Origin of the sequence: Rhizobium gallicum bv. gallicum R602sp (assembly GCF_000816845.1) — a bacterium.
GTDB lineage: Bacteria > Pseudomonadota > Alphaproteobacteria > Rhizobiales > Rhizobiaceae > Rhizobium > Rhizobium gallicum.
The window spans coordinates 2,609,689-2,627,525 of record NZ_CP006877.1 but is presented as its reverse complement, the minus strand read 5'-3'; the positions used below and the strand labels follow the sequence as shown (position 1 = coordinate 2,627,525).

The window sequence follows — 17,837 nt, the reverse complement described above, 5'->3', positions numbered from 1 at the left end:
GATGGCTGAAGACATCACCTACGCCGATTTCGAGCGTGTGGACATTCGTGCTGGCACGATCATTGAGGCGCAGCCCTTTCCGGAAGCCCGCAAGCCGGCCGTCAAGCTGCTGATCGATTTCGGCCCGGAAATCGGCGTCAAGAAATCCTCGGCGCAGATCACTATTCACTACACGCTGGAAAACCTCGTCGGCCGCCAGGTTCTCGGGGTGGTGAACTTCCCGCCGCGCCAGATCGGACCGTTCCGGTCGGAAGTGCTGACGCTCGGCTTCGAAGACGAAGCGGGTGCGATCGTTCTTGCTGCAACCGACAAGCCGGTGCCGAACGGCAGGAAGCTGATGTAATCCGAGCTTCGGTTCATTTGGCGTGCCAGATGTTATCTATGCAATCTAGCGCCGGAACACGGCCATCGAAGGCAGTTAAATCCGTCTCCCGAGAACCCGAAAGGGCGATCTCAGTCGCCCCTGAAAATCCCAGTTCTCTAGAATGTTAAAAAGTATCGAGCTTTTGTGATCAGTGAATGTCGCGCGAGACCGGATCAGTCAGCGTGAACTCATGAAAGATGGCTTCGAAGCCAGAGCGCTGCGGCGAGCAGAATGCCGGGCCGACCATAACCTCCTCAATCGACGGATCGAACCAGGCGAGGCGCGCCATGCGCCATTCGCTGATCCGGTCGGTCCGGTACTGAATGAAAATTGCGTCCTTGTTGCGGGTCACGCGAAGGGAGAGCAGCGCGAATTCGTGCTCGATGCGAAAGGCTGACCAGTCGGAATTGCCATTGGTCACGACGGTGCTGAAGTGCTTTGCGCCGTCGGTATATTCGATTCCGCATTTCATCCAGTACGCTGAACCTGCTCGGACCATCAGGCCGGCCTGGTCGTACAGCTCTTGATAGCGTCCGGAAAATGTCACTTCCGCCGTGAAGTCGCCCTTGCGCCGTTGATAGAGAAAATGGCCGTCATCACGGTGGAACCCGTAATAGGTACCTTGCCAGAAGTCCGTCTTGTCGCCCGATCGGACATGCAATGCACCCTCGTGAAGCTCCGCCAAGGGCGGAGGATTGAGCCAGGTCATTTCTTTCCGGTCGATTGCCATCTGGAACTCACGCGGGGATGCGGATGGTGGCGCGGAGACCGCCGAGCGGGCTGTCGCCGAGCGTGACATTGCCGCCATGGCTGCGGGCGATATCGCGCGCGATCGCAAGGCCGAGCCCGGTGCCGGAATCGTCCAAATTGCGTGCTTCGTCCAGACGGAAGAAGGGCTTGAAGACATCCTCGCGGTTCTTTTCGGGAATGCCGGGGCCATCGTCGTCGAAATTCAGCGTCAGCCATTTTGCGCCGTGCTTCGCTTCGATGTTCAGCGTATTCGCATAGCGGCGGGCGTTGGATGCGAGGTTGGTCACCAGGCGCGTAAATGCGTTCGGCCGGACTGAGATCTTGTCTTCGCCTTCGATCGAATAGGTGAGTTGCTTTTCGTGCAGAGCGAAATCCGTTGCGATCTTTCCGAGCAGTTCGGTAAGCTTTAGTTCTCCGACATCTTCCTCGATCTCGCTGCGCGCAAAGGCCATGTAGGCTTCGAGCATCGACTGCATGTCGTTGACGTCCTCATTCAGTCCTTGCAGTTCCGGGCTATTGCCGGCGAGGGCAAGCTGCAGCTTGAAGCGCGTGAGCACCGTGCGTAGGTCGTGACTGACGCCGGTCAGCATTGCGGTTCGCTGTTCGATCTGCCGTTCGATGCGTTCGCGCATCAGGATAAAGGCAAGACCCGCGCGCCTGACCTCGTCGGCGCCGCGCGGATAGAAGTCATCGTGTTTGTGTCCCTTTCCGAAGCTTTCGGCGGCTTGCGCGAGCGTCAGGATCGGCCGAATCTGACCGCGCAGAAAGAGGATCGACACGCCGATGAGCACGAGAGAAGCGCCGACCATCCAGACGATGAAAATGTGCGTGTTCGACGCATAGGTCTGGTTGCGCTTGGTCAAAACGCGCAGAATCTTGTCGTCGAGCTTTATACGGATTTCGACGAGGCTCGAGTCTCCCACCGTGTCGATCCAGAAGGGTCGTTTGATCTGGTCGCTGATCTCATCGCTCAAAATGCCGTCGAGGATGGAGAAGAACGGCTTTTCGCGCGGCGGCGGCAGATCTCCGTCAGGCTCGATCGAAATCTGCAGGTTCAACTGCTCGCGGGCGATGCGCGTGGCCTCCCTATAGTCCGTATCCTGCGGATAGGTTTCGATGATTTGGATGATTGCCGCAATATCGCGGGTGACGGCCATCGACAGGCGTTGCGTCACCATCTGCCAATGACGCTCCATGAAGACCGCGGCGACGACGGACTGCAGCAGCACCATGGGAATGATGATGATCAGCAGCGAACGGACGTAGAGGCCGGTCGGCAGGTGGCGGCGCAGCCAACGGCCGAATCCTTTCCATCCGGAGGCTGGCGATCGTTCTTCGCGGCGCAGGGAGTCGAAAGTTACCATCACTGTCGCGATCCTGACGTTGAGGCCATCAATCGATGCTCAGCCTGTATCCTATACCACGAACCGTCTGGAGCCAGACAGGATTTGCAGGGTCGTCCTCTATCTTGCGACGGAGGCGATTGATCTGCACGTCGATCGTGCGCTCCCCGACGTCGACGTCGTTGCCGATGAGCTCGTGCCGCGGAATAGTGTCGCCGGCGCGCTTGGCAAAAAGCAGCATGATTTCCTGCTCGCGGTCTGTGAGGCGGATCACTTCCGTCGCCTTCTTCAATTCCTTTCGGGTGAGCGAGAAAGTGTATGGGCCGAACATGATCTGCTCGATCTTCGGCGCGTCCGAGGCGTTGCGGCGCAGGATATTATTGACGCGCAGCACCAGTTCGCGCGGATCGAAAGGCTTCGAGAGATAATCGTCGGCGCCGGCTTCAAGGCCCGCAATGCGATTGTCGGATTCCGCAAGCGCTGTGAGCATGATGATCGGCACGTTCTTAATGGCGCGCAGGCCGCGCGTCACGTCGATGCCGGATTCGCCCGGCATCATCACATCCATGATGATGAGATCGAAGTCGAGCCCGGCGAGCTTGCGTTGCGCCTCGGCACCATCGGCAGCCACGGTCACCCGGAAGCCGTTCTCCGTCAGGTAACGGTTCAAAAGAGCGCGGATTCGGGTGTCGTCATCGACCACCAGAAGATGCGCCGCGTCATCAGAAATGATTGTTTTCCCCGCCATTCAATCCGCTTTCGTTGTTTGCCTGTCCCTCATACCCCTCAGAAATGCCTTCACGCTTTCGCGCACGTCCGGAGCGGCACCGTCGAATGCTCTCTCAATGCGGCGCGATTGCGGCTCCGCCAGAGCGAGCGCGAGTTCGCGCCCGGTCTTGGTCGGATAAAGCTTACGCTGGCGCCGATCTTCAGGCCCAGCAACCTGACGAATATACCCCGAATCGATCAGTTGTTTGAGCACTCGAGCGAGGCTCTGTTTGGTAATTTTCAATGTATCCAAAAGATCGGCAACGGTCATGCCCGGTTCACGGTTAACGAAATGCACTACCCGATGATGGGCCCGGCCGAACCCGCTCTTTTCGAGGATCGCATCCGGATCAGAGACGAAATCGCGATAGGCGAAAAAGAAGAGCTCGATGATCTCGAAATCGATGGTGCCGGTGTTTTCCATCGGTGCGGCCAATGGTTCGGCTTTGGCTACTTTCGAGCTGGTCTGTCGTGCCGCCACGTCATTTCCTTTCTCATTCTGCAGGCCCCGGGAAACTTTAGCAAAGATATGTCAGCTTTGTTGACACAATTTTACGCCGCTGTTAGCTTCCCCAGACTTTGCGGAGGCGGGACGCTCGTTCGAAACCGGCCCGTCTTTCCTCCCCATACAACGCATATTTTCCCCACTGCGTAGTGGATAAAACGTAATATGGGCAACAATCAACAGGCATGGCGTGCGGGCGCCGGAGGATAAGAGAATGGCTTCAGTTCCCTTCGACCAGCTGGATGGCGAAATCTGGTTCAACGGCGAATTCGTGCCGTGGAAGGACGCGAAGGTTCACGTGCTGACGCATGGTCTGCATTATGCCAGCGCAGTCTTCGAAGGCGAGCGCGCCTATGGCGGCCGCGTTTTCAAGCTGACGGAGCATAACCAGCGTCTTCACAACTCCGCTGAAATCCTTGGATTCAAGGTGCCTTACTCGGTCGAGGAACTCGATAGGGCAACTATCGAACTGCTGAAGCGCCAAGGTTTTTCCGAGGCCTATGTGCGCCCGATCGCCTGGCGCGGTAGCGAAATGATGGGGATTTCGGCGCAGTCGAACCGCATCAATGTCGCGATCGCCATCTGGCAGTGGGGCAGCTACTTCAATCCCGCCGAAAAGCTCAAGGGCATCCGCCTCGATATCGCCGAATATCGCCGCCCCGATCCGAAGACGGCACCGTCTTCGTCGAAGGCCGCCGGCCTCTACATGATCTGCACCATCTCCAAGCATGCAGCGGAGGCCAAGGGCTATGCGGATGCGATGATGCTCGATTACCGCGGCCAGGTCGCCGAAGCGACGGGCGCCAACATCTTCTTCGTCAAGGATGACGTCATCCATACGCCGCTTCCCGACTGCTTCCTTAACGGCATTACGCGCCAGACGGTGATCGAACTCGCCAAGCGCCGCGGCTATCCGGTCGTCGAGCGGGCAATCCAGCCAGAAGAGCTTTCGGGCTTCAGCGAATGCTTCTTGACGGGCTCTGCTGCGGAAGTGACGCCGGTCTCCGAGATCGGACCTTATAAATTCACGCCGGCGACGATCTCCGAGACGCTGATGAACGACTACATGAAGGAAGTTTATCCGGGGGCGTCTATCGCGGCCGAGTAACGTCTCCATCGTGCAAGTCGAGCCTTCCGCGCACCGTACTTTGGTTCACCGCGCCCGCACCATTCATCATTCCGACAACGGTCGAGGATGCGCCCGCCGATGTACCGTCAATCAGTTGCGTGATGAACGGAAGCGCTCTTCGGTGGTTTCCTCCCGGGGCGATCAATGCGGATCGCCGCCCCACGCCGCTCCTGCGACGTGTGCGATTTTATCATGTCGAAGAAGGAAAAGGAGCGCCAAAAGCGACCCGCGAGGTTCGGTGCGGGAGAAAGCTGCTGGAAACTCTAACGGATGAGGCGGTCCAACGACCGCCTCACACTGCACCCCTATTGATAGACATAGACGATGCGGCGGGTGCCGGGATCGACGAGCACGGGCCGGTCATTGATACGCACATAGCGGTACTGGTAGTCGGGAATCTCCTGGAAGGTCACGGTATCCGGAACCTCGGCACCCACGACGACATCGCCGCCCAGCTGAACCGTCTGCGTCGGCGTGGTTTCGATATAGGTGCGGACCGTCTCCGGTGGCGTTATCGCTTCCACGGAGCCGACGGGGCCAAGCAGTTCATCGCCGGGCGCGGGCTGCGGATCGGCGGGCACGACGGTTGCGGTCGACTCATAAGTCACAGACGGGACGCCAAGAACGGCCTCGTTCTCTTCCACGATCATCGCGTTGCCTTGGTGCTCGACCTGCAGGTATTCAGCATAGACCCAGCCGCGCATGCCGTTAACATCGACGCGGCACCAGCGGCTGCCCTGGATGCAGCCATCCAAGATGGCCGCAGAGCCGCGCGTTGCGACGCCGACCGAGGGATATTGCGGGCCAGGCCCGGAACGCACGTTGAGGTCGTTGATGGCCGTCGCGCTCATTTCCGCATTGGCAAAGCCAGCGCTCGCGGCGAGCACGGCACCTGCCAGGAAAAGATTTCTCGTGAAGGTCATTCTTTTTCTCCTTGCTTTAGCTGGAATGAAACGCTTCGTTCACCGTCTAGTTCCGCCGCTTGGCCGCGCGGGCTGAAATCTGGATTCATCGGAAAATCGCAACGAATTGAAATCTAATGATAAAGCTCGACAGGGCCTGGACATTTCAGAAGCGATGAACTGTTGTTACGATGCGTCTTGAAGGCGTGAGGCAAGGGCGATGCCCACCAAAAAGCGGCTGGCTTTGATGACCTTTCCGGCTATATCGGAAGCAGGCAGAGACAAGCGAGGCATATCATGGGCATGCTCCAGGCCGGCATCATTCCAGTGACACCCTTCCAGCAGAACTGCACGGTTCTCTTCGATCCGGACACGAAGGAGGGCGTGGTCGTCGATCCGGGCGGCGATGTGCCGGTCATACTGAAAGCGCTTAAAGAGAACAGTCTGACCATCAAAGAGATCTGGCTGACGCACGGGCATCTCGACCACGCGGGTGGCGCGAAAGAACTGAAGGAAGCGCTCGGCGTTGAAATCGTCGGTCCGCACGAGGACGATCGGCCATTGCTGGAACGGATCGAGATGCAGGCGCAGCAATACGGCATTCCCGGTCTTCAAAACGTCGTGCCGGACCGCTGGCTGAAGGATGGCGACAGGATTTCCTTCGGTAGCCACGAGTTTGAAGTCTATCACACACCCGGCCACGCGCCCGGCCATGTCATCTATTTCAATCGCGCCCAGAACTTCGCCCATCTCGGCGACGTGCTCTTCAACGGCTCGATCGGCCGAACCGATCTGCCGGGTGGCAATCACCAGCAGCTGCTGGGTTCGATCCGCGACAAGGTCCTGCCTCTCGGAGATGAAGTCGGCTTCATCTGCGGCCATGGCCCTGGGAGCCGCATCGGCGACGAGCGACGCGGCAACCCGTTCCTCAGGGGTATCTGATCTCGACAGACGATCAAAACAAAAGCGCCGCCCGTTAAGCGGCGCTTTGCGTTTAAAATTGGTCCGCGGATCAGCCTGCGGTGCAAAAGTGCTCGCGGCCGTCGTTGCCGACGAAGGTGCCGCTTCTCGGATCGAAGCTGCGGTAGCGGTAGGAGCAGTAGCGCTCCCACTGCGGCGTCCAGGGCTCGATATCAGCCCGGACAGGGGCGTAGTAACGCGGCGGTGCGCGGTAAACCGGCACGGCTTCATATTCCGGCTCATAGGGCGGATCGATATAGCGCGGCTCTTCATAATAGCGTGGCTGATTGGCGATGGCCGAGCCGACGATCAGGCCGGTTGCAAGACCGACGGCGCCGCCGACAAGCGCTGCGTCGCCATTGTGATGGCGATGCCAGCGGTCACGGGCGGATGCTTCGCCAATTACAGAAAGGGTGAGGGCTGCGGCAGTAGCGGTCAGAAGAAATGTCTTGGCGAGCCTGTTCATGATTATATCCTGTTCTTGGAACCCCGTGAGCGGTTCCTGCACCGTGATGATGACAACATAGTGGCGGCTATCTGAACGGACGCTGAATGACAAAACCCGGCATCGCTGCCGGGCCTCAACTCGAATTCGACGGCCTTGGAGAGGACTCAGCCCGCAATCTGCAGATTGACGGCCTTGGGGCCCTTGCCGCGACGATCCGGCTCCGTGTCGAAGCTGACCTTTTGATTTTCCGTCAGCCCGGCAAGGCCGGAAGCCTGAACGGCGGAAATGTGAACAAAGATGTCGGCGCCACCCTTGTCCGGCTTGATGAATCCAAAGCCTTTGTCGGTATTGAAGAATTTTACAGTGCCAGTCTCGGCCATGCGTCAGGTCCCTTTCTCTCTGCCCGCCATCCACACGGGCAGCATCAACTATGTCCCTTGCGGGGCGTTGGCAGGCAATTCTTGAAATTCGAGAAAAAGGTCCCCTCTACCTCGGCCTGTCTCATGACGGGATTATTCCCCATCTTGGCGAGACCGGCTGACCGGAATATTAGCGTTTCCGGCGCGCACATACTTAAGGACTTCCCATGCTCGCAAAATGCCCGAACGCCGTGAGATTGCTGCGATTAAGGGGAATTGGCAAGCAAAAGTTTTTTAACGTGTTATCGAAAGCACATTCAGGTCGGCGATCCCTATTGGCGTCAAAACGCAAAATTTCGCTCGCAGTCCACGTATGATTAAGGTTTTGTATTGCTTGCAATATAAGTTGAGCGCAGTTTTTCCCAAAAATGCAATGATAGCGCGTCTTGGACGGCGCGCTAAATTTTTTCCAGAATTGCCGTCCAACCCGGAAAAAGCCATACCTCAAGCGGGCTGGGCGCGTCTTTTTCCGACTTCCGGTACCAATTCGACCACAAGCATAGCGATAAACATCAGCGCACAGCCCGCATAGCCGAGCGGCGGCATCGTCTCTCCAAGCAGCAGTGCGCCGAGTGCCGAGCCGAACAGCGCTTCGGAGGAGAGGAAGATGGCGGCTTGCGACGGCGTGGTATAGCGCTGGCCGATCACCTGCAGCACGAAAGCGACGCCCGAAGAGAAGACGCCGACATAGAGGATCTCCGGTGCCGCGCCCAAGATCGCTTCCATGCTGATAGGCTCGACAATTGCGGCCACGAAGAGCGCGGCGACCGCCGTCACGGCGAATTGGGATGCCGACAGCGTAAGCGGCCTTCCCGTCTCGGAGACCGTCGTGCCGGCGAGCGTGATCTGGATCGCCCAGAATGCGGCACAGACGACTGTCAGGCCGTCGCCCGTGGTCAACGCGGAAAGATGCCCGCCGGACAGCATGTAGATACCGGAGACGGCCATGATGGCAGCCGGCCATATGATCCAGTGCGGCGGTCGGCGCAGGAAGGCGACTGCGATCAGCGGCACGAAGACAACATAGAGCCCGGTGATGAAGCTGGAGTTCGTCACGGTCGTCGTCTGAAGCCCGATCTGTTGCGTCGAAGCGCCGCCGAAAAGGGCAAGGCCGATCAAGATATAACGCCCCAGATGGCGGCGCGTCGTCTGGACACTTGCCTTGCGCACTTCAAGGAACAGGAAAGGCAGGACGGCGACGGTCGCGACTGCAAAACGCAATCCTATGAACCAGAACGGACCGATTGCCTTCATGGCCGTCGACTGCGCGACGAAGCCGCCGCCCCAGATGGCGGCAGCCAGCAATAGAAGCAGGTTCGCCTGGAGGCGCGTCATATCAGTCCTCGATGTGGGGCAGGCTGTATCGCGGACGGTTACCAGTTGCATTTCGTTTGGGCAAGGGCGAAGAAGGCTCCTTACGAGTGCCGAGATTGCGTGCATGGCCGGAAGAATGACCGCCCGGTTACTCCGGAATTTCGCTTGCCAAAAAGCTCGACCTGACGGACGGGCAGGCGGCCTTGCTGATCGCCGTGCCCGACGCCATCGGCGAGATCCGCGGCTTTGCCGGCTTCTCGCGCGTTGATGATGCGCTGCCCGTAGACGGCACATGTTTTGACTACATACATGTCTTCGAAGCCAAGCGAGTTGCCCTGGAAGGCATGGCGGGTCACCGTTTGAAGGCCTTGAAGCCTGACGGCATACTCTGGATATCCTGCCCGAAGAAGGCAGCGCGCCTGCCGACGATATGAGGATTTGCTGCGGAAATCCTGTTTCCGCGCGGTCTCGTGGACGTCGGGTTCTGTTCGGTCGATGCCGTCTGGTCCGGCCTGAAATTCGTGATCGGCAATGAACTGCGCAGTGTCTAACCGTTTTGGCGGTCGGAGCGCGAGACACGCAGCAGTGCGCCATCGGCCTCATCCGTGACTATCAAGAGCGCACCGTCCGGTGCGACGACAACATCCCGCAGGCGGCCGTAATCACCCTCGAAAATCTGCTCCCCTGCAACGAAGGTACCGTTTTTATCGCGTTGCATGCGGGAGAGCAGTTGAAATTTGAGTGCTGCGACAAGGAAGTCGCCGTCCCACTCTGGAAACATTCTGCCGCGATAGATCGCGAGCGCGCCCGGCGCGATCGACGGATCCCAATAATGCAGCGGCTGTTCCAGTCCTTTCTTGGCCGTGCCTTCACCGATCTTTGAGCCGGAGTAATTGCGTCCATAGCTGATGATCGGCCAGCCGTAGTTCTTGCCGGGTTCAATGACATTGATTTCGTCGCCGCCGCGCGCGCCGTGCTCGACGGTGTAGAGTTTGCCGTCGGCAAGGTCGAAGGTGATGCCCTGCGGGTTGCGATGGCCTTTCGACCAAATTTCCGGAAGCGCCTTTCCGCTGTCCTTGAACGGGTTGTCCGCAGGGATGCTGCCATCGGCATTAATATGCACGATCGAGCCTGCATCATCCTTCCAGTCCTGCGAGCGAATTCTGTCGCCGCGGTCGCCAATGCTGATAAAGAGACTACCGTCGCCCGCGATGGCAATGCGCGATCCGTATTGGATACTGCCGCCGGTGAACTGCTTCATCGTGAAGATCGTCTTCACGTTCTCGAGTTTGCTGCCGTCGGTGGCAAGCGTGGCGCTGAAGGCTTCAGTTCCCGAGCCTCTTCGATTGGCGGTCGATGCCGTGAAATAGATCGTACGGCTCGTCGCAAAATCCGGCGCAAGTGCCACGTCCATCAAGCCGCCCTGGCCACGGGCGCGAACGTCCGGCACGCCTCCGATCGGATCTGAAAGCGTGCCGTCCCTGACGATCCGCATCCGCCCAGGCCGTTCGGTCACCAGATAGCCGCCGTCAGGCAGCACTTCCACAGCCCAGGGATGCTCCAGCCCTTCCGCCAGGGTTTCGACGCTGACCGCGACTTTTTCGGTCTCGACCCTGTCTGCCGCCGCGGCAAACCCGGGTGCGAGGACCGACGCGCCGAAAAGCAGCGAAGCGGCGAATGTTTTGGGGATAGTCATGTGGCGTTTCCAGTCGCTTTCATCCGCTTGCAACGTGGAGCGGAGGGCAGGGCGCTTCAACCTTATTGCGGCGCGGATAACGGCTTTGTGTTTTGAGGTTGAATGGAGGCGGTCGGCGTCGTGTCCACCAGCTCGGGTCCCGCGAAGGCGCGCTGCAGCAGGATCTGCGCGACGGCAGCCTTACCCTTGATGTAGAAGCCGTCGCTCATCAGCGCGACGCCATAAAGCGCAAGCCCGGCGATGCCGAGCGCAATCATCCGCTCGACCGCAGACAAGCGCGAGAAAAGCAGGCCTTTCTCACGCTGCTTCGGCCCGTCATGGGCTGTGGCCGCCGCGGTCGCCATGGCCAGTTCGAGGTAGGAGGGAAGCGGTTCGAACCCGTACGCATCCTGATGCCGGTTTCCGTCGCGGGGACTTGACATCATTACCGGGTCCTCGTGGTCATTAGGTGCTTGATACGGCGGCGCCATACTGCAAGTGCGCCCGCAGCGGTCAAGGCGAAAAGCAGCATGGTCAGCCCGCGCCTGATCTGCCCCTCGGCGCGTGTCGTTATCCGCGGCGGCTTCGCCGAAGCCGAAGGCCGAGCGGCCGCTTCAGTTGCTGCCGGCACGGGCGCGGCAACGGAGCCGGTTGTTTGCTCGATCTTCTGCAACTGCGGCATCCCTTCGGCCCGAGCTGTCGAAATGACCCCGAATGCCGTCATCGTCGAAGCGGCGACAACGCCTGCTGCAATTAGAAAAGAAAGCGAAACCCGGCGGGCGCGAAGCCGCGCTGCTGCTCGCTCGTCCTCCAGAAACATTGGCATACCTCAACAACCAATTGCGGAGCGCTATAGATGAGGCATAGATCCCGGCAGGCTCGCGACCGAATTGCGGCATGCCGTGTCATTTGTTGCGGCATAATCATGGCAAAGTCCGAATCCGGCGAAGTTTTTGATTCCAGGGATGAAATCCGCATCTCGTTCAGAGAATGATTCACGTTCTTCGCAAAGTGATTCATAGTTCGGCCGCCGCGCCCGGTAATTGATCAATAAGAATCATTGGCACCATCACGCCTTTGCGCTTGAAATGCCGCCGCACATTGGACATAGAGCTAACCGCAGAACTCCGGTCCCGGCCTTCTGCCCGTTTCAACCGTATAGGACCGATATCATGGCCTTTCTTGCCGATGCTCTTTCCCGTGTGAAGCCTTCAGCCACCATCGCCGTCTCCCAGAAAGCGCGTGAGCTGAAAGCAAAGGGGCGCGATGTGATCGGCCTCGGCGCCGGCGAGCCGGACTTCGATACGCCGGACAATATCAAGAGAGCCGCCATCGACGCGATCAATCGCGGCGAGACGAAGTACACGCCGGTTTCCGGCATCCCCGAACTGCGCAAGGCGATCGCCGCAAAGTTCAAGCGCGAGAACGGCCTGGAATATTCCTGGGAGCAGACGATCGTCGGCACCGGCGGCAAGCAGATCCTGTTCAACGCCTTCATGGCGACGCTGAATCCGGGCGATGAAGTCGTCATTCCGGCTCCCTACTGGGTGTCCTACCCGGAGATGGTGGCGCTTTGCGGCGGCACACCTGCAATCGTCTCGACCACGCAGGAAAACAACTTCAAGCTCCAGGCAGCGGATCTCGACAAGGCGATCACGCCGAAGACCAAGTGGTTCGTCTTCAATTCGCCGTCGAACCCGTCAGGTGCCGCCTATACGCATGCCGAACTCAAGGCTCTGACCGACGTGCTGCTCAAGCATCCGCATGTCTGGGTGCTGACCGACGACATGTACGAGCACCTGACCTATGGCGACTTCAAGTTCGTCACGCCGGTCGAAGTCGAGCCGAAGCTCTACGACCGCACGCTGACGATGAACGGCGTCTCCAAGGCCTATGCGATGACCGGCTGGCGTATCGGCTATGCGGCCGGACCGCTTGAACTCATCAAGGCGATGGACATGGTCCAGGGCCAGCAGACCTCGGGTGCGACGTCGATTGCCCAGTGGGCCGCCGTCGAGGCGCTGAACGGGACGCAGGATTTCATCCCGGCGAACAAGAAGATCTTCGAAGGCCGCCGCGATCTGGTGGTTTCTATGCTGAACCAGGCCAAAGGCATCACCTGCCCGTCGCCGGAGGGCGCCTTCTACGTCTACCCGTCCTGCGCCGGCCTGATCGGCAAAACCGCGCCTTCGGGCAAGGCAATCGAGACCGACGAAGATTTCGTTTCTGAACTGCTTGAAAGTGAAGGCGTCGCCGTCGTGCACGGCTCGGCCTTCGGCCTCGGCCCGAACTTCCGCATTTCCTATGCGACCTCGGAAGCTCTGCTCGAGGAAGCCTGCAAGCGCATCCAGCGCTTCTGCGCCGCCTGCAAGTAAGCAGTTGGCAGAATTGAAGAAAGGCCCGTCAGCGATGGCGGGCTTTTCCCTTTTCATTCGATCGTTGACGGTGTGGCTGCGCGTGCATTTGATGTATGAAAACCTCGATCCGCTCGCGAGACGGCCAGACTGAGCTTGCCCGTGAGGTCGAGGAAGGGAACACGATTGTCGTAACGCGAAACCGTCCGGTCTTCGATGTTATTGCGCATAAGCGGCGCGGGGGTGAGCCTTGATCCGGCCGAAGCTATAAGGGGCATGACGAGGGGAGATGTTCATCCGACGACTTCGATGATCCCCTGCCAGAGGCGGTCCTTCGGCCGCCTTTCGCTCGCCACTGCAGCTTGTGACGCTCGACCAGGCTCTGGCAGGTTATCCGCCGGGCCTGAAATTCTGATTCCGTTCTTCGACAGCCGATGATCTTTCCCATCAGGCAGCGCGACTGCGGGGCGAATTTGCAGTCTTGTGCATTTAATGGAATACTGCCGATATTGGTCAGCCGGAAGCAATCGCGGCGTGCCTCGTAATTCTCGCCTTGCCGCGCGCGATGGTACCGGATGCAGTCCGGCGACCTTCGGCTGATTGTCGACAGATCGGGTAACGAGAAAAGAGGAGAGGTGCATGATCAAGGTGGTTTACGAGGTCGTTCCCCATGACGGCGGCTGGGCCTACCGGCTGGGAGAAGTCTATTCCGAAGCATTCCCGTCGCATGCCGAAGCGCTGGAGGCAGCCCGCATCGTCGCGGCCGAACAGCAGGTCGGCGGCGATTCCGCCGAGATCAGCTGGCAGGATGAGAAAGGCAAATGGCATGAGGAATATGCCGAAGGCGGCGACCGGCCGGAGACGGAAGTCGTCGACACCAAATGGAAGGGTGGCGGTTCCGCCGATGTCTCTCCGCGTGCCTGAGCCGAGCGCTCGTTCGACGACCATGTTGATGAAGCCGCTTTTCCGCGGCGCTCAAGCGCAGGCTCTTGCGCGTGGCACGATCTGCCGCATGAAGAAAACATCCCCTGACCTTTATTGAAGGAGGCCGCTAGGCTTGCCGCAACTCCGCCAGAGCGATGCGCGCGACGGCAAGCGGGCTCTCTGCCGACGTATTCATATTATCGCCGAGGAACCAAGCCGCTGACAGGCCGGAATAGGCGGCAATCCATTGCAGTAGGCGTTTGGACTCCATGCCGGTTTCGGCACAAACGATCCGGAGCTGGCGCTGGAGGCGCCCCGGCACGCTGATGGCCGGAAGGTCTTCATTGGCGAAAGTGTTGGCATAGTCGAAGCCGCGTTCGCCGATCAGGCCTTTCGGGTCGATCGCTAGCCACCCGTCTTCTTCGAAATCAAGAATATTGCTGTGGTGAATGTCGCCGTGCAACACGACCGGATCGCGCGGGTCGCAAAGCAGCGTCTCGGCGATAGCACTGCATTCGGGAAGGATGCCGCCATAGGCTCTCGCTGCAGGCGCCAGTTCCCGGAACCAGCAGCGCAGCGGAATGAGGCTGGGCGGGGGCTTTTGCCGCGGTGCGTGAAGTCTTTCGACGGTGCGGCAGATGATCCGGCTTGCCTCATCGTCTTCGCCATGCATCGCCATCTTCAGCAGTGAGCGGCCGCCCGTCGCCCGTTCGAGCAGAACAGCTTCGTCGTCATGAGCATAAACCTGGGCGGCACCGCCGCCGTCCCACCAGTGCATCAACGCACCGCCGGCCCTTTCGGCCTCGTCACGAGACTTCTTGAGCATTGCCGGTTTGCCGTTCCAAAGGACGGGCAGGAGGTGACTGGAATGGGTGATGATCGGTTCACCGTCCGGCGCAAGCGACCAGCGGTCGAGATGGGATTCGAACATGGCCGCATTCTAACGGCGGGAGTTGAAAAAGAAATCCCGCGCAAGGCGGGATCTCGTCCGGTACGTCTGAAGGTCAGGCGACCTTTTCGAGCAGTGGATAGTCGATATAACCCCTTGCCCCGCCGCCATAGAAGGTGGCCTGGTCCGGCGTGTTCAGCGGCAGGTTCTTCTGCAGGCGTTCGACCAGGTCCGGATTGGCGATGAAGGGCTTGCCGAAGGCGACCAGATCGGCGCGGCCGCTTTCGACGGCATCGATTGCCATCTGACGGTCGTAACCGTTGTTGACCATCCAGTTTGCATGGCCGCCCGCCTTTTCATAAGTCTGGCGCAGGTTCTTGTAGTCGAAGGGCGGATTTGTCCCCTGCGTATAGTCGCGCTCGCCGCCCGTCTGGCCCTCGATAACGTGGACATAGGCGAGCTCATATCTGGCGAGGCCTTCGACGACGTAGGTGAAAAGCGCCTGCGGATTCGAATCATAGCTTTCGCCCGAGGGTGTGACCGGCGAAATACGGATCGCCGTGCGGCCGGCACCGATTTCGCGTGTCACGGCATCTGCCACCTCGAAGGTGAAGCGAGCGCGATGTTCGATCGAACCGCCATACTGGTCGGTACGGTCGTTGATACCATCGCGCAGGAATTGGTCGAGCAGGTAGCCGTTTGCGCCGTGGATTTCGACGCCATCGAAGCCTGCGTCGATCGCAGCGCGCGCTGCCTTGCGATAATCCTCGATGATGCCGGGAATTTCAGATGTCTCGAGCGCACGCGGCTCGGAGGTTTCCGCGAAGCTGCCGGTGCCATCGGCGTTGACCAGATAGGTCTTCGCCGTCGCGACTTTATTGGTTGAGGAGACAGGTTTGCCGCCGTTCGGCTGCAGCGTGGTGTGCGAGATGCGACCGACATGCCACATCTGCACGACGATCTTGCCACCGCCTGCATGCACGGCATCCGTCACGCGCTTCCAGCCATCGAGGGCTTCCTTCTTGTAGAGGCCGGGAACGTCGGCGTAACCTTGGCCCTGGTGTGTGATGGCCGTTGCCTCGGTGATGATGAGGCCGGCTGTGGCGCGCTGGCGATAATATTCGACGTTCAAATCGTTCGGGATCGCACCGGGCGAGCGGTTGCGGGTCAGCGGTGCCATGACGATGCGGTTCCTGACGGCAATGTCGCCAATCTGCGCGGGCTCGAGAAGCTTGTTCATGGAAGTCCTTTCCTGTTCTGGCGGGGCGGGAGGATCACTCCGCCACTGTGGGCAAACTCGACCCGGCGGAGAGATAGGCAAGTGCGGTGGCGACGAGGTCGATCCGGCTGTCACAGATCCTGGCTGAGTTGCTTGAGGAAGGCAGCGATCGTTTCTTCGTTGCGCTTGTAGAAAATCCATTGGCCAACGCGCCTGGTCGTGACGAGGCCGGCGCGGCTCAATGTTGCTAGATGAGCGGATACGGTCGATTGTGAAAGGCCGCAGCGCTCGAACTGGCTGGCACAGACACCCATTTCCAACGGGTGCTCCTGGGAGGAGAAGTGCTCCTTCGGATCTTTCAGCCAATTGAGGATTTCCACCCGCATCGGATGGGAAAGCGCTTTCAGGATTTCATCTCTATCCATCGTCTTGTGCCGAACTATAAATCGAATTCTTTCGATATATGGATCGTCGCTTTTCGATATGCAAATCACGAGGGCGTGAGCTGTTCGGCTTTGAAGGGCGCCTAAATTTTAAGCAAAAAAAAGGGCCGCCGAAAGCTCGGGGCCCTTAAGGTGTGAAGGTCAAAAAACCTCCAGAGGGGAACAGCTAATGCGGTGGCACTGGGAGAGAAGCCACCGAAGTGCATCAGCTAGGTGCGATATGGTGCTTTCTTGGGCAGCTTTCAATGCATTATTATGCATGCCTGCCATGCGCTGCACAAATTATGTTGCAATGCAGCGATTCTGGGCAAAAAAAGAGGGCCGCCGAAAGTTCGGGGCCCTTTAAGGTGTGAAGGTCAAAAACCTCCAGAGGGGAACAGCTAATGCGGTGGAACTGGGAGGAAAAGCCACCATGTGCATCAGCTGAGTGCGATATGGTGTTTAATTGAGCAAACGGCAACCCTCTTTTGTGCATGCCAGTCATGCGTTGGTTGCATGGTCTGCGTTTGAGTGAACAAAAACGGGAATCAGAAGTTCCAGTTTCTCGCCTTGCTGACGATAAAATCGCGGAATGCCTTCAGCTTTGCGGCATTCTTGATTTCGTCCGGATAGCAGAAATAGGTGTCGAACGAGGGCACGTCGGCGTTGATCGCTAACTGGATGAGACCCGGATCGCGTCCGACGATGTAATCCGGCATGCAGGCGACGCCGATGCCAAGCAGGCAGGCGCGCTTGATCGAGGTCTGGCTGTTGATCTGCAGATGCGGAATCCGCTTGTTGTCCGAAGAGCGGCCGGCGATCTCCAGCCAGTTTACGTCCAGCAGATAGCTGGGGGCGGGCTCACCGAAGGTGATGATGCGGTGATTGTCCAGATCCTCGACCGACTGAGGCTCGCCATAGCGGTTAATATAGGAGGGGGCGGCATAGACGTGCATATGCACGGTGAAGAGCTTGCGCTGAATGAGATCCGACTGCTGCGGTTGGCGCAGGCGGATGGCGCAATCTGCGTGACGCATGTTCACGTCCAGTTCCTCGTTGTCGAGAATGAGCTGGATCTGAACGTCCGGATAGAGCTGCATGAACTCCTGGATCTTGTCCGTCAGCCAGCCCTGGCCGAGGCCGACGGTGGTGGTCACCCGCAACTTGCCGCTGGGCGTTTCGGTCGTTTCCGTCAGCTGCATCTTCACCGTTTCGAGCTTCAGCAGCACATCATGGGCGGTGCGATAGAGCAGTTCGCCCTGTTCCGTCAGGATCAGGCCGCGGGCATGGCGGTGGAAGAGTTTGGTGCCGACGTCCTGCTCCAGCGCGCTCACCTGACGGCTGATCGCGGATTGGGAGAGATGCAGTTTGTCGGCCGCATGCGTAAACGAACCGGCCTCGGCAGCCGCGTGAAAAATACGCAGCTTGTCCCAATCCAATGGCATCCCCCCA

20 protein-coding genes and 1 pseudogene are annotated in these 17,837 nt (G+C 59.1%); 6 read left to right on the top strand and 15 right to left on the bottom strand.

From position 1 onward, the window contains the following. Position 1 precedes the first annotated feature (1 nt). Entirely contained in the window at positions 2 to 343 is a 342-nt protein-coding gene (locus RGR602_RS13050) for a tRNA-binding protein (protein WP_039845466.1), read from the top strand. Positions 344 to 512: 169 nt separating this feature from the next. Here RGR602_RS13050 and RGR602_RS13045 read toward each other — a convergent pair whose 3' ends face one another. The 4 genes from RGR602_RS13045 to RGR602_RS13030 are packed head-to-tail and all read right to left on the bottom strand — an operon-like array spanning position 513 to position 3,649. Then, positions 513 to 1,094 (bottom strand): DUF1349 domain-containing protein, encoded by a 582-nt coding sequence (locus RGR602_RS13045; RefSeq protein ID WP_039845465.1) that lies wholly within the window; start codon positions 1,092 to 1,094, stop codon positions 513 to 515. Positions 1,095 to 1,101: 7 nt separating this feature from the next. Next, on the bottom strand, positions 1,102 to 2,478 hold the full coding sequence (locus RGR602_RS13040; protein WP_039845464.1) for an ATP-binding protein: 1,377 nt from the start codon (positions 2,476 to 2,478) through the stop codon (positions 1,102 to 1,104). A 28-nt stretch (positions 2,479 to 2,506) separates the two neighbouring features. Next, positions 2,507 to 3,205, bottom strand: coding sequence for a response regulator (locus RGR602_RS13035; RefSeq protein WP_022714235.1), 699 nt, complete (start codon positions 3,203 to 3,205; stop codon positions 2,507 to 2,509). Then, entirely contained in the window at positions 3,206 to 3,649 is a 444-nt protein-coding gene (locus RGR602_RS13030) for a MarR family winged helix-turn-helix transcriptional regulator (RefSeq protein ID WP_052451553.1), read from the bottom strand. It abuts the gene before it with no gap. A gap of 295 nt (positions 3,650 to 3,944) precedes the next feature. On the opposite strand from RGR602_RS13030, the gene RGR602_RS13025 reads away from it, so the two are divergent. Further along, positions 3,945 to 4,838 (top strand): branched-chain amino acid aminotransferase, encoded by an 894-nt coding sequence (locus RGR602_RS13025; RefSeq protein ID WP_039845462.1) that lies wholly within the window; start codon positions 3,945 to 3,947, stop codon positions 4,836 to 4,838. A 326-nt stretch (positions 4,839 to 5,164) separates the two neighbouring features. On the opposite strand, the gene RGR602_RS13020 is transcribed toward RGR602_RS13025, so the two are convergent. Next, the gene (locus RGR602_RS13020) at positions 5,165 to 5,782 is read right to left on the bottom strand and encodes a DUF1236 domain-containing protein (protein WP_039845461.1); all 618 of its coding nucleotides are present in this window, start codon (positions 5,780 to 5,782) and stop codon (positions 5,165 to 5,167) included. A gap of 276 nt (positions 5,783 to 6,058) precedes the next feature. On the opposite strand from RGR602_RS13020, the gene RGR602_RS13015 reads away from it, so the two are divergent. Continuing rightward, complete coding sequence (locus RGR602_RS13015) at positions 6,059 to 6,703, top strand: MBL fold metallo-hydrolase (protein ID WP_039845460.1); 645 nt, start codon at positions 6,059 to 6,061, stop codon at positions 6,701 to 6,703. A gap of 70 nt (positions 6,704 to 6,773) precedes the next feature. On the opposite strand, the gene RGR602_RS13010 is transcribed toward RGR602_RS13015, so the two are convergent. The 3 genes from RGR602_RS13010 to RGR602_RS13000 all read right to left on the bottom strand — a co-directional run bounded on the left by RGR602_RS13010 (position 6,774) and on the right by RGR602_RS13000 (position 8,923). Further along, on the bottom strand, positions 6,774 to 7,187 hold the full coding sequence (locus tag RGR602_RS13010) for a BA14K family protein (RefSeq protein WP_039846847.1): 414 nt from the start codon (positions 7,185 to 7,187) through the stop codon (positions 6,774 to 6,776). 146 nt (positions 7,188 to 7,333) lie between these two features. Beyond that, positions 7,334 to 7,549: a cold-shock protein gene (locus RGR602_RS13005; RefSeq protein ID WP_007534130.1), complete on the bottom strand. Its 216-nt coding sequence runs from the start codon at positions 7,547 to 7,549 to the stop codon at positions 7,334 to 7,336. A 483-nt stretch (positions 7,550 to 8,032) separates the two neighbouring features. After that, complete coding sequence (locus RGR602_RS13000) at positions 8,033 to 8,923, bottom strand: DMT family transporter (RefSeq protein ID WP_039845459.1); 891 nt, start codon at positions 8,921 to 8,923, stop codon at positions 8,033 to 8,035. Between the two features lie 125 nt (positions 8,924 to 9,048). Here RGR602_RS13000 and RGR602_RS12995 point away from each other — a divergent pair. Further along, positions 9,049 to 9,453: pseudogene (locus tag RGR602_RS12995) on the top strand (DUF3052 domain-containing protein); the annotation flags it as partial. Here the strand turns inward: RGR602_RS12995 and RGR602_RS12990 are convergent. The 3 genes from RGR602_RS12990 to RGR602_RS12980 form a co-directional block, all read right to left on the bottom strand. Continuing rightward, positions 9,450 to 10,598, bottom strand: a complete 1,149-nt coding sequence (locus RGR602_RS12990; RefSeq protein WP_039845458.1) for a PQQ-dependent sugar dehydrogenase — start codon at positions 10,596 to 10,598, stop codon at positions 9,450 to 9,452. The pseudogene RGR602_RS12995 and the gene RGR602_RS12990 sit on opposite strands and share 4 nt — an antisense overlap. A 62-nt stretch (positions 10,599 to 10,660) precedes the next feature. After that, a complete protein-coding gene (locus tag RGR602_RS12985; protein ID WP_052451552.1) occupies positions 10,661 to 11,023 on the bottom strand; it encodes a hypothetical protein in 363 nt (120 codons plus the stop codon). Continuing rightward, on the bottom strand, positions 11,023 to 11,397 hold the full coding sequence (locus RGR602_RS12980; RefSeq protein WP_039845457.1) for a hypothetical protein: 375 nt from the start codon (positions 11,395 to 11,397) through the stop codon (positions 11,023 to 11,025). The genes RGR602_RS12985 and RGR602_RS12980 overlap by 1 nt, the downstream gene beginning before the upstream one ends. 352 nt (positions 11,398 to 11,749) lie before the next feature. Between RGR602_RS12980 and RGR602_RS12975 the strand changes: the two genes are divergently transcribed. Together RGR602_RS12975 and RGR602_RS12970 are read left to right on the top strand one after the other, a co-directional pair. Continuing rightward, on the top strand, positions 11,750 to 12,952 hold the full coding sequence (locus tag RGR602_RS12975) for a pyridoxal phosphate-dependent aminotransferase (protein ID WP_039845456.1): 1,203 nt from the start codon (positions 11,750 to 11,752) through the stop codon (positions 12,950 to 12,952). Between the two features lie 618 nt (positions 12,953 to 13,570). After that, the gene (locus RGR602_RS12970) at positions 13,571 to 13,855 is read left to right on the top strand and encodes a DUF2188 domain-containing protein (RefSeq protein WP_022714246.1); all 285 of its coding nucleotides are present in this window, start codon (positions 13,571 to 13,573) and stop codon (positions 13,853 to 13,855) included. Between the two features lie 127 nt (positions 13,856 to 13,982). Here RGR602_RS12970 and RGR602_RS12965 read toward each other — a convergent pair whose 3' ends face one another. From RGR602_RS12965 to RGR602_RS12950, 4 genes are all read right to left on the bottom strand, one after another. Further along, positions 13,983 to 14,786 carry an aminoglycoside phosphotransferase family protein gene (locus tag RGR602_RS12965; RefSeq protein ID WP_039845455.1) on the bottom strand — a complete coding sequence of 268 codons (804 nt, stop codon included), beginning with the start codon at positions 14,784 to 14,786 and terminating at the stop codon, positions 13,983 to 13,985. Positions 14,787 to 14,859: 73 nt separating this feature from the next. Continuing rightward, a complete protein-coding gene (locus RGR602_RS12960; RefSeq protein WP_039845454.1) occupies positions 14,860 to 15,984 on the bottom strand; it encodes an alkene reductase in 1,125 nt (374 codons plus the stop codon). A 110-nt stretch (positions 15,985 to 16,094) separates the two neighbouring features. Further along, complete coding sequence (locus tag RGR602_RS12955) at positions 16,095 to 16,388, bottom strand: ArsR/SmtB family transcription factor (protein WP_039845453.1); 294 nt, start codon at positions 16,386 to 16,388, stop codon at positions 16,095 to 16,097. Positions 16,389 to 16,933: 545 nt separating this feature from the next. Next, a complete protein-coding gene (locus RGR602_RS12950) occupies positions 16,934 to 17,830 on the bottom strand; it encodes a LysR family transcriptional regulator VtlR (RefSeq protein ID WP_039845452.1) in 897 nt (298 codons plus the stop codon). Positions 17,831 to 17,837: the final 7 nt, after the last annotated feature.

Bases quoted from the DNA above. Each gene is read 5' to 3' on its own strand.
- RGR602_RS12990 (WP_039845458.1), bottom strand. From the start codon at position 10,598: ATGACTATCCCCAAAACATTCGCCGCTTCGCTGCTTTTCGGCGCGTCG.
- RGR602_RS13025 (WP_039845462.1), top strand. From the start codon at position 3,945: ATGGCTTCAGTTCCCTTCGACCAGCTGGATGGCGAAATCTGGTTCAAC.
- RGR602_RS12965 (WP_039845455.1), bottom strand. From the start codon at position 14,786: ATGTTCGAATCCCATCTCGACCGCTGGTCGCTTGCGCCGGACGGTGAA.
- RGR602_RS12975 (WP_039845456.1), top strand. From the start codon at position 11,750: ATGGCCTTTCTTGCCGATGCTCTTTCCCGTGTGAAGCCTTCAGCCACC.
- RGR602_RS13005 (WP_007534130.1), bottom strand. From the start codon at position 7,549: ATGGCCGAGACTGGCACTGTAAAATTCTTCAATACCGACAAAGGCTTT.
- RGR602_RS12955 (WP_039845453.1), bottom strand. From the start codon at position 16,388: ATGGATAGAGATGAAATCCTGAAAGCGCTTTCCCATCCGATGCGGGTG.
- RGR602_RS13035 (WP_022714235.1), bottom strand. From the start codon at position 3,205: ATGGCGGGGAAAACAATCATTTCTGATGACGCGGCGCATCTTCTGGTG.
- RGR602_RS13010 (WP_039846847.1), bottom strand. From the start codon at position 7,187: ATGAACAGGCTCGCCAAGACATTTCTTCTGACCGCTACTGCCGCAGCC.
- RGR602_RS13030 (WP_052451553.1), bottom strand. From the start codon at position 3,649: ATGGAAAACACCGGCACCATCGATTTCGAGATCATCGAGCTCTTCTTT.
- RGR602_RS13000 (WP_039845459.1), bottom strand. From the start codon at position 8,923: ATGACGCGCCTCCAGGCGAACCTGCTTCTATTGCTGGCTGCCGCCATC.
- RGR602_RS13015 (WP_039845460.1), top strand. From the start codon at position 6,059: ATGGGCATGCTCCAGGCCGGCATCATTCCAGTGACACCCTTCCAGCAG.
- RGR602_RS13050 (WP_039845466.1), top strand. From the start codon at position 2: ATGGCTGAAGACATCACCTACGCCGATTTCGAGCGTGTGGACATTCGT.
- RGR602_RS12985 (WP_052451552.1), bottom strand. From the start codon at position 11,023: ATGATGTCAAGTCCCCGCGACGGAAACCGGCATCAGGATGCGTACGGG.
- RGR602_RS13040 (WP_039845464.1), bottom strand. From the start codon at position 2,478: ATGGTAACTTTCGACTCCCTGCGCCGCGAAGAACGATCGCCAGCCTCC.
- RGR602_RS12980 (WP_039845457.1), bottom strand. From the start codon at position 11,397: ATGTTTCTGGAGGACGAGCGAGCAGCAGCGCGGCTTCGCGCCCGCCGG.
- RGR602_RS12970 (WP_022714246.1), top strand. From the start codon at position 13,571: ATGATCAAGGTGGTTTACGAGGTCGTTCCCCATGACGGCGGCTGGGCC.
- RGR602_RS12950 (WP_039845452.1), bottom strand. From the start codon at position 17,830: ATGCCATTGGATTGGGACAAGCTGCGTATTTTTCACGCGGCTGCCGAG.
- RGR602_RS12960 (WP_039845454.1), bottom strand. From the start codon at position 15,984: ATGAACAAGCTTCTCGAGCCCGCGCAGATTGGCGACATTGCCGTCAGG.
- RGR602_RS13020 (WP_039845461.1), bottom strand. From the start codon at position 5,782: ATGACCTTCACGAGAAATCTTTTCCTGGCAGGTGCCGTGCTCGCCGCG.
- RGR602_RS13045 (WP_039845465.1), bottom strand. From the start codon at position 1,094: ATGGCAATCGACCGGAAAGAAATGACCTGGCTCAATCCTCCGCCCTTG.